The 8,887-nt window shown below is 34.3% G+C and carries 5 protein-coding genes; 3 read left to right on the top strand and 2 right to left on the bottom strand.

Going from position 1 to position 8,887, the window contains the following annotated elements:
* Positions 1-206: 206 nt before the first annotated feature.
* Positions 207-1,256 carry an L-rhamnose/proton symporter RhaT gene (rhaT, locus tag BUE22_RS23310; RefSeq protein WP_042566503.1) on the bottom strand — a complete coding sequence of 350 codons (1,050 nt, stop codon included), beginning with the start codon at positions 1,254-1,256 and terminating at the stop codon, positions 207-209.
* A gap of 372 nt (positions 1,257-1,628) precedes the next feature.
* On the opposite strand from rhaT, the gene BUE22_RS23305 reads away from it, so the two are divergent.
* Entirely contained in the window at positions 1,629-2,669 is a 1,041-nt protein-coding gene (locus tag BUE22_RS23305) for a GntR family transcriptional regulator (RefSeq protein ID WP_073398352.1), read from the top strand.
* 196 nt (positions 2,670-2,865) lie between these two features.
* Here the strand turns inward: BUE22_RS23305 and BUE22_RS23300 are convergent, their stop codons facing one another.
* Positions 2,866-4,236, bottom strand: a complete 1,371-nt coding sequence (locus BUE22_RS23300; protein ID WP_073398351.1) for a glycoside hydrolase family 28 protein — start codon at positions 4,234-4,236, stop codon at positions 2,866-2,868.
* Between the two features lie 267 nt (positions 4,237-4,503).
* Between BUE22_RS23300 and BUE22_RS23295 the strand changes: the two genes are divergently transcribed.
* Both BUE22_RS23295 and BUE22_RS23290 read left to right on the top strand, forming a co-directional pair.
* Positions 4,504-5,835 (top strand): rhamnogalacturonan acetylesterase, encoded by a 1,332-nt coding sequence (locus tag BUE22_RS23295; RefSeq protein ID WP_243396854.1) that lies wholly within the window; start codon positions 4,504-4,506, stop codon positions 5,833-5,835.
* A 21-nt stretch (positions 5,836-5,856) separates the two neighbouring features.
* On the top strand, positions 5,857-8,715 hold the full coding sequence (locus BUE22_RS23290) for a glycoside hydrolase family 2 protein (RefSeq protein WP_073398350.1): 2,859 nt from the start codon (positions 5,857-5,859) through the stop codon (positions 8,713-8,715).
* Positions 8,716-8,887 lie beyond the last annotated feature (172 nt).

Below are 8,887 nucleotides of genomic sequence, written 5' to 3'. Positions count from 1 at the left end.
GAAGTATTTCCTCCTCCGTAATTGGTCAATCTTAAATCGGCTCCAAGTAAATTAGAACGATAAATGAAAAGCGCTACTTCATCCCCTGCCAAGGCCGCTGCTTTGGCCTCATCCCAAAGGTAGCTTACGTGCTTAAAATTCATATTTGGTGTTTTTATTATATTTGACATTATATAAATGTATTGGTTGGTTGTATGTCTTTTATTTTATAATGAATTTCCAATCCCGACCAAAACTATCGAAAGCATGATCAATCCAATTCCCCATAAAAAAGTATTGAATGTTTTTTTGGAAACTCCTTTCCATTCTTTCAAATAAAATCCCCAGAAATTGGCTGTAAGGATAATTGTTGCCATGTGCAAAATCCATGAACTGGCTCCGTTTCCTAGTTTGCTTTCACCCATTCCGTAGAAGAAAAATTGCAAAAACCACATCGTTCCGGCAAGTGCAGAAAAAAGGATATTTTTAGTAATTGGTGTTGATTTATTAGTATAATCTCCAAAGGTTTTATTTTTGAAATTAAGGTACATACACCAAATAAAGTTCGTTGTAAGTCCGCCCCAAAGAAGTACGATATAAGTAACATTATTTTGAAACAAAGGATTACAGCCTGAAACTACAGCCGCTTCTGCCATTGGTTTTCCGGCTTCGATTCCGTAATTGAAAAAAGAGCTTAAAATACCAGATATTACAGCGATAATAAGTCCTTTTGTAAGATTAAAATCTTTGTCTTTATCTTCATGTCCAACGGCAAAATCTTTTTCTTTTAAGATTCCTGCTTTCCCTGAAATGGCAATTCCGATAAGGCAAACCAAAACGCCAAGCAACACGAGCTGTCCGCCAGTGCTTTGTAACATATCCGTAAAGGAAATTTTTCCTTCGGTTGGATAAAAATTATAATAAATAGAAGGCACTAAAGCTCCAAAAGCGGAACAAAAACCTAATACGATAGAATTTCCTAGCGACATTCCTAAGTAGCGAACGCCTAAACCGTATGTTAATCCACCAATTCCCCAAATCAATCCCATAGAAAAAGTAAAGGCTTTGATTGTAGGCGAAGCTGCAGCAATAATATCGACAAAATTCGGAATCGTTAAATAAGCTGCAATTGGCGGAACGATAAGCCAGGAGAAAAAACCTCCTACGAGCCAGTAGCTTTCCCAAGCCCAATTTTTAACTTTCTTGAATGGCATGTAAAAACTCCCTGAAGAAAAACCTCCGATGGAGTGAAAAATGATTCCTAATAATGATTCCATTTATTAATTTGTTTGTGGTTATTGTGATAGTTAATCTCGTTTGGTAAAATAAGAAAATGTAAAAAACAAAACTATCCTGTACTATCCTTTATATTATATGTTAAAACAGAGAGGTATTGTAAAGAAGAGTCTGATTATATTGAAAAAATAAATTTAAAATTTCTATTTTAGCAATCGATTTCGCAATTATTAAAATGATACTTATTTAATAAATAAAAAATCAGATTAAGAATTAAGTTCCTTAAATTTAATGTCTCCTTTTAATTGAAACACTAACAAAACAAGGTAACAGATTAATTTAAAACTATTTACAAAAAATATAATTTAGAATTGCGTTTTATTAAACGAGCGTAATTTGCAATTACAAGCCCCATGATCAAACTTATTAAAATAGATGAAGATTCAAGAGTTCCAAAATACAAACAAATTGTAGACTCGATTCTGCAAAATATTGCCAACGGAAATCTAAAAATAAATCAAAAAATTCCTTCTATAAACAGCTTTAGTGAAGAATTTTATATGTCGAGAGATACAGTTGAGAAGGCTTATAATATTTTAAAAGAACGAAAAATTATTTCATCTATTCGGGGAAAAGGCTATTATATTACCCGAACCAAGCTGGAATCTAAGGTTAATATTTTGTTTCTATTTAATAAACTGAGTGCGTACAAAATGAAAACGTACAACTCTTTCATCAATACTGTGGGTGCAAATGCCCATACCGATTTGCATATTTACCATTGCGACGAAACATTATTCCTGAATTTACTGGACAAGTTTGAAGGTGTTTACGACTATTATGTTATTACTACGCATTTTAAAACGGATGAATTAAAGCACTTAAGTTTTACTGATGAAGTTGTAAAAGCGATTCAAAGAATTCCTCAGGATAAATTGGTTATTATGGATAACATAAAACTGACAACGGAAGGCGAAATTATCAAAATTTATCAGGATTTTGAAAATGATATTTACAATGCCTTAAAAGAAGGTCTTGCCAAAATAACTAAATATAAAAAATTAATCCTGGTCTATCCCGAAAAAGCCGTTTATCCTTATCCGCGCAGAATTTTGCACGGTTTCAAAAAGTTTTGTGTCGAACACGAAATCAATTTTGAAATCCTAAGCGAGGTTTATGACGATATGGTGCTTAAAAAAGGCGATCTTTTTATTACTATTGAAGAATCTGATCTTGTTAACCTTATGAAACAAATTCGCGATGAAGAATATGTTTTAGGAAAAGATATTGGCGTAATCTCTTATAATGATACTCCACTAAAAGAACTCTTGGGAATCACCGTAATGTCTACCGATTTTAATGTTATGGGCGAAACTGCAGCCCGAATGATTTTAAATAAAGAAAAAGGTTCGGTGAAGGTGCCGTTTAATTTTATTGACAGGAATTCGATTTAATGAATCAATAAAATTCAAAAATATTTCATCATAATATTGTAAACATAGCCAACGGTTTCAACCGTTGGCTCGCAATATATTCATACAATGTGTATTCCGATTACATGATTGAAATCGTTGAAAAACAATGCATTTTACAATACGTCTCCCACGGTTGAAACCGTGGGCTATGTGTATAAAATACGATATGATAGAATTAATCTTTCCTCACAAAATTCACCACATTTTCATGAATATCCTTTTCTCCTGAAACATTATCAGCTTTAATATTTTTAAGAAAAACATTCTCAACCGGAAGTTCTTTTTGCCCTAAAATTCTTGAAATAAACTTTACGTTTGTTGCTTTAATATTTTCCAGATAAACGTTTTTTATTGGCGTTAATTTTCGCTCGAGCGTTGGCACTAAATTTCTCCATTGATACATCACATCAGTTTCAATTCCCAGAATTCCTTCGTCGATTTTACCGCATGTAATGTTACTCATATAAATATTGTTGACATATCCGCCGCGGCGTTCATTGGTTTTAATGAAAAGAAGATGATTCAGTTTTGCGCCATCCACGACAGTACAATTATCGATGAAAACATTTTCTATTCCGCCCGAAAGTTCGCTTCCAATGGCCACCAATTGATGTCCGTTTTTAACGATACAATTTCGCATGACAACGTTTTTTGAAGGCGTATTCAATCGCCAGGCATCCTGATTGCTTCCAGATTTTATTGCAATTGCATCATCACCCTGATCAAAAACACAATTTTCAATTAATACATTCTGACTCATTTCAGGATCAACACCGTCATTGTTATGTCCGTGTGCGTAAACTTTTAGATTTCTCAGGACAACATCTTTAGATAAAAAAGGATGAATCGTCCAGAACGGACTATTGGTAATCGTAACACCATCCATTACAATATTCTCACAGCGATTGAACTGAATAAACTGAGGTCGAAAATGCGCCGAATCATTTACCATTTGGCGTTCTTTCAACGGTTTATTGTAAGAAGCCAAATAATACAATCGTTTTAAACTTTCCATGTGTCCTTTTGGTCGTTTAAACCATTCTTTCCAGATATCCATTTTTGCCTTTAATTCGCCTTCTCCCGTAATGGCAATATTTTTACATTGGTATGCATAAACCAACGGCGAATAATTATAGCATTCATAACCTTCCCAAGTCGAGGAAACGGCGGGTAAATAATCATTTGGATCTTCTGAGAAAAGTAAAACCGCTCCTTTCTTCAAATGAAGGTTAACATTGCTCTTAAAATGGATTTTTTTCGTAATCCATTCGCCTTCAGGAATCACAACAATTCCGCCTCCCGCTTTATTGGCTTTTGTGATCGCTTTATTTATGGCTTCCGATATTTTGTCCTTATTTCCTTTTATAGCTCCGAAATCTACAATCGAATATTCCTTGCAATTACTAAAATCGGGAATTTTGATTGACGGCATTTCAAAAGGTGCTTTTACAACGACTTCTTTTAACGTTACACCAGATTGATTTTTCTTAAATGATAAAAAAATAAGAGAAACTAAAAGAGCAAAAACAAACACTATTTTCTTCATGATAAGTAGTTTTAATGGATTCATTTAAAAATCTTCAACGAAATCAAAAACGTATTAATCTAGTAAAGTAAGAAAATACCAAAAATAAAACCATCCTGCACTATCCTTCTATAATCAATAAAAAATCTATTATTTTTTCAAACAAATGATTTTATTTTAACACATTTAATAATTACTATATTCCCAATTTAACATCATAGTACAGGATACTTTATCAAAAATGAACGATTAGATTTGAATAACAAACCCATTAAAATTTTACAAAAAGTGGCAAAAATCACAACCTTATTTCTTTGTTTTTTTTCCTGGACTTTTGTCTTTGCTGTGTCTTCGAATAGCTATTTGAATGATACTATTAAAAACAGAAAATCTGTATGGTTTGATTTTGGAACTTCTGTAAAAAACTCAAAAGGAACCATAATCAATACTGCTTTGGTTTACGATCCAAATGTGGGCTATGGCTTTGATTTTAATACGGCTTCAAACATCAAAATGGATCCCAATTCTTTTTCAACAAAAAAACCAACTTACTTTTCTGTGAAACTTCCCGAAGGAAATTATCAGGTGGAAGTTGTTATGGGAAATTCAGAAAAAGAGTCAAACATCACCATAAAAACAGAATCCCGAAGATTAATGCTCAATCAACTTGCTATTCAAAAAGGAAAGTCAGTCACAAAGATTTTTAATGTTAATATCAGAACTCCCAAAATAGATGAAAACCAAAACATTACATTAAAAGATCGCGAGAAAGACATTTTTGATTGGGATGATAAACTCACGCTTGAATTTTTGGGCGAAGTTTCGATTCAAAGCATCAAAATTACTTTAAAAGATAATTTGACAGTTGTTTATCTCGCCGGAGATTCTACGGTTACCGATCAGGATGTTGAGCCGTGGGCATCTTGGGGACAATTTGTTACTAATTATTTTGACACAAATATTGTTATCGCAAATTATGCATATTCAGGTTCTTCTTTAAGTTCTTTTAAAAATTCAAATCGTCTAAAAAAGATCCTTTTACAAATAAAAAAAGGCGATTATTTGTTTGTGGAATTTGGTCATAACGACGAAAAAATAAAAGGCGCAGGAAATGGTGCGTGGGAATCTTATTCTGATTTATTGACTGAATTTGTTCACGCTGCAAAAGAGAAAGATGCGATTCCGGTTTTGGTAACACCTACACAACGTCGGTTTTTTAATGAAAATGGAACTTTAAAAGAAACGCATGGTGATTTTCCTGCTGCGATGCGTGCTGTGGCCCAAAAAAATAATGTTGCGCTTATTGATATTACAAAATTAACGACTGAACTTTACGAAACCTGGGGCGATGAAGTTTCCAGAAAAGCTTTTGTGCAATACCCAGCCAATACTTTTCCCGGACAGGAAAAAGCGTTGGATGACAATACACATTTTAATAGTTTTGGAGCAAACGAAATTGCGCTTTGCATTATTAAAGGAATTCGCGAACTAGATATTCCTTTGAAAAAAAATATCAAAAAAGAAATTTCAAATTACAATCCTAAGAAACCAAATTACATTTCAAGCTGGACTTTACCAATGAGTAACCGCTTTGAAATCACTAAACCAGATGGTAATTAACTATCAAATAATAAAACTATTATGCTGCTAAAAAATACATTTCAAAATATTGTTCTTGCTGCGTTTTCGCTTGTTTTAAGTCAAACCTCAATCGCTCAGCAAACGGATAAAATTTACCTTTCGGGAAAAGATTTTGAACATCCTGTACAATGGGATTTTTATTGTACGGGCGGAAATAACAGCCAGAAATGGTCTAAAATAAATGTTCCGTCGCAATGGGAATTAGAAGGTTTTGGCGAATACACATATGGTCGCTGGTACAAAGAACTGAACCAAAAAGAACCAAGTAAAGAAGAAGGTTTGTACAAATATGAATTTGAAGTTCCTGCAGATTATAAAGATAAAGATGTTGTAATTGCCTTTGGTGGTGCGATGACGGATACAGAAGTAAAAATCAACGGAAAACTGGCCGGAGCAATTCATCAGGGCGGATTTTATGAATTTAAATATGATATTTCGTCTTTATTGAAATTTGGCTCTAAAAATATTTTAGAAGTTCATGTTTGGAAACATTCAGCAAATAAATCAGTTAACGCGGCAGAACGTCGTGCAGATTGGTGGCTTTTTGGTGGAATTTATCGTCCGGTTTGGCTGGAGGTTTCGCCTAAAACTCATATTGAACATATTGCGGTTAATCCAAAAATGGACGGTTCAATTACGGTTGATCTGAATTTGAAAAACATTCCGAAAAACACGGTTTTGAAAGCGACGCTAAAAGGTTTCAATGGAGAAAATTTCGAAACTTTTACTTTTCCGCTTAAAGCGAAAACTATAAGAGAATCTATATCTGCAAAATGGAAAAACATTAAACCGTGGAATCCGGAAAATCCTAATTTATATGATTTACAACTTGTTTTAAAACAAAACCAAACCGTGCTTCATCAATATAATAAACGCATTGGTTTTAGAACTTTAGAATTTAAAAAACAAGACGGGATTTATGTAAACGAAACAAAAATAATAATGAAAGGAATTAACCGTCATTCGTTTTGGCCGGAAGGCGGAAGAAGTACAAGCAAGCGAATCAGCGAATTAGACGGGAAATTATTAAAGGATATGAATATGAATGCGGTTCGTGGGCATTATCCTCCAGACGAGCATTTTCTGGAAGTTTGTGATTCTCTTGGTCTTTTTGTTTTGAATGAATTAGCGGGCTGGCAAAATTCTTATGATACAGAAACGGGAACCAAATTAGTGACGGAAATGGTGACACGAGATGTCAATCATCCGTCGGTAATTATTTGGGATAATGGTAATGAAGGCGGCTGGAATTATAATGTTGATAAAGTTTTTGCAGAAAATGATCCGCAGAAAAGAATTGTGATTCATCCGTGGGCTGATTTTAATGGTTGGGACACGCACCACTACCCGACTTATTTAACCGGAATGCATCGTTTTAATGCTGGCGAAAATGTATTTTTTCCAACGGAATTTATGCACGGAACTTACGACAACGGTCACGGAGCGGCTCTGGAAGATTTCTGGAATCGGTATAAAGAAAGTCCGCTTTTTGCCGGAGGATTTATGTGGGCGATGCTCGACGAAGCCGTAAAACGCTCTGACTGGACTGGAGATGTAAAATTTGATTCGAAAGGTTCGCTTGCTGCGGATGGAATTTTGGGACCTCATCGTGAAAGAGAAGGAAGTTATTATACCGTAAAAGAAGTCTGGGCTCCTATTCAGTTTCTGCCAAAACAGGTTACAGAAGATTTTGACGGTTCGTTTTTAATTTCTAATGATTATCTTTTTAGCAATTTGAATTCCTGTAAAATGGAATTTAAGGTTCTAAAATCAGAAACCAATGTTCTTTATACCAATGGAAATTCAACTGCAATTAGTTCAGGAAAAATTGAAATTCCAAGTATTGATCCGGGTGAAACGCGTAAAATTCAATTTGCTGTTCCCAAGAATTTTGCTGATGGTGATATTTTATCAATCTCAGCTTTTGATCAATTCAATAAAGAAATTTATACCTGGACATGGCCCATTCATAAAGCAAAATATTACGCTACTAAATTTTTAATTATTGAAAATACAAAAGCCAAAGCAACAGCCACTAAAACAGGAAATGAAATCATTTTAAAAGGGAATAATGTAACAATAACTTTGGATGCTTTGACGGGAGAAATCTCTTCTATAAAAAATAAAACTTCAATAATTCCGCTTACAAATGGCCCGCGACCAATTGGAATGAAAGCTAAACTAAAAGATATTCAGGTTTCGCAAGAAGGTGAAAAAGCTATTTGTACTGTAAATTATTCTGGCGGTTTATCTTCCATAAAATGGATTATGGAACCTGACGGAAGATTCAAAATGGAATTAATTGCTTTGAAAAATGCGTCTGGAGGTGAAGGTTTTGACGGTGCTTTTTTTGAAGATAAAATCAGCGCGTTTGGAATCACGTTTAGTTTTCCGGAAAAAGAAGTTACAGGCATTAAATGGTTTGGAAGAGGCCCTTATCACGTTTGGAAAAACCGAATTAAAGGAACAACGTACGGCATTTGGGAGAAAGCCTATAACAATACAATAACGGGCGAAAGTTTCGAGAATTTGGTTTATCCTGAATTTAAGGGGTATCATGCTAATGTTCTGGCCGCTAATTTAAAAGCAGGAACCTCATCGTTTAAAGTTTTTAGCGAATCTGATAATTTATTCCTGAGGTTATTTACACCTGATTTGCCTAAAAATGGTTTTCAGGGAAGTTATCCGCAGCCGCCATTTCCAGATGGTGATATTTCGTTTATGTATGAAATTCCTGCGATGCGGGATTTTAAACCTCTAGAACAACAAGGACCACAAAGTCAGCCAACTAATATTCGTATTAAAAGCGGCGATGATGGCATTAAAATGAATTTGTGGTTTGATTTTAGGGGAGAATAAAATTGTTTCAGGTTTTCTTTGTTTCAGGTTTCAGGTTGCTGTAGTTTGTCATTTCGAGGAACGAGAAATCACACTAGAAGCTCCGCAATTATAATCGCCAATCTTTGTAGAGTTACGCATGTGATTTCTCGTTCCTCGAAATGACAAATAATACGCTTAATCATTAACTTAA

Origin of the sequence: Flavobacterium pectinovorum (assembly GCF_900142715.1) — a bacterium.
Lineage (GTDB): Bacteria > Bacteroidota > Bacteroidia > Flavobacteriales > Flavobacteriaceae > Flavobacterium > Flavobacterium pectinovorum.
The sequence above is the reverse complement of the archived record's forward strand: the minus strand, read 5'-3'. Positions and strand labels throughout refer to the sequence as shown.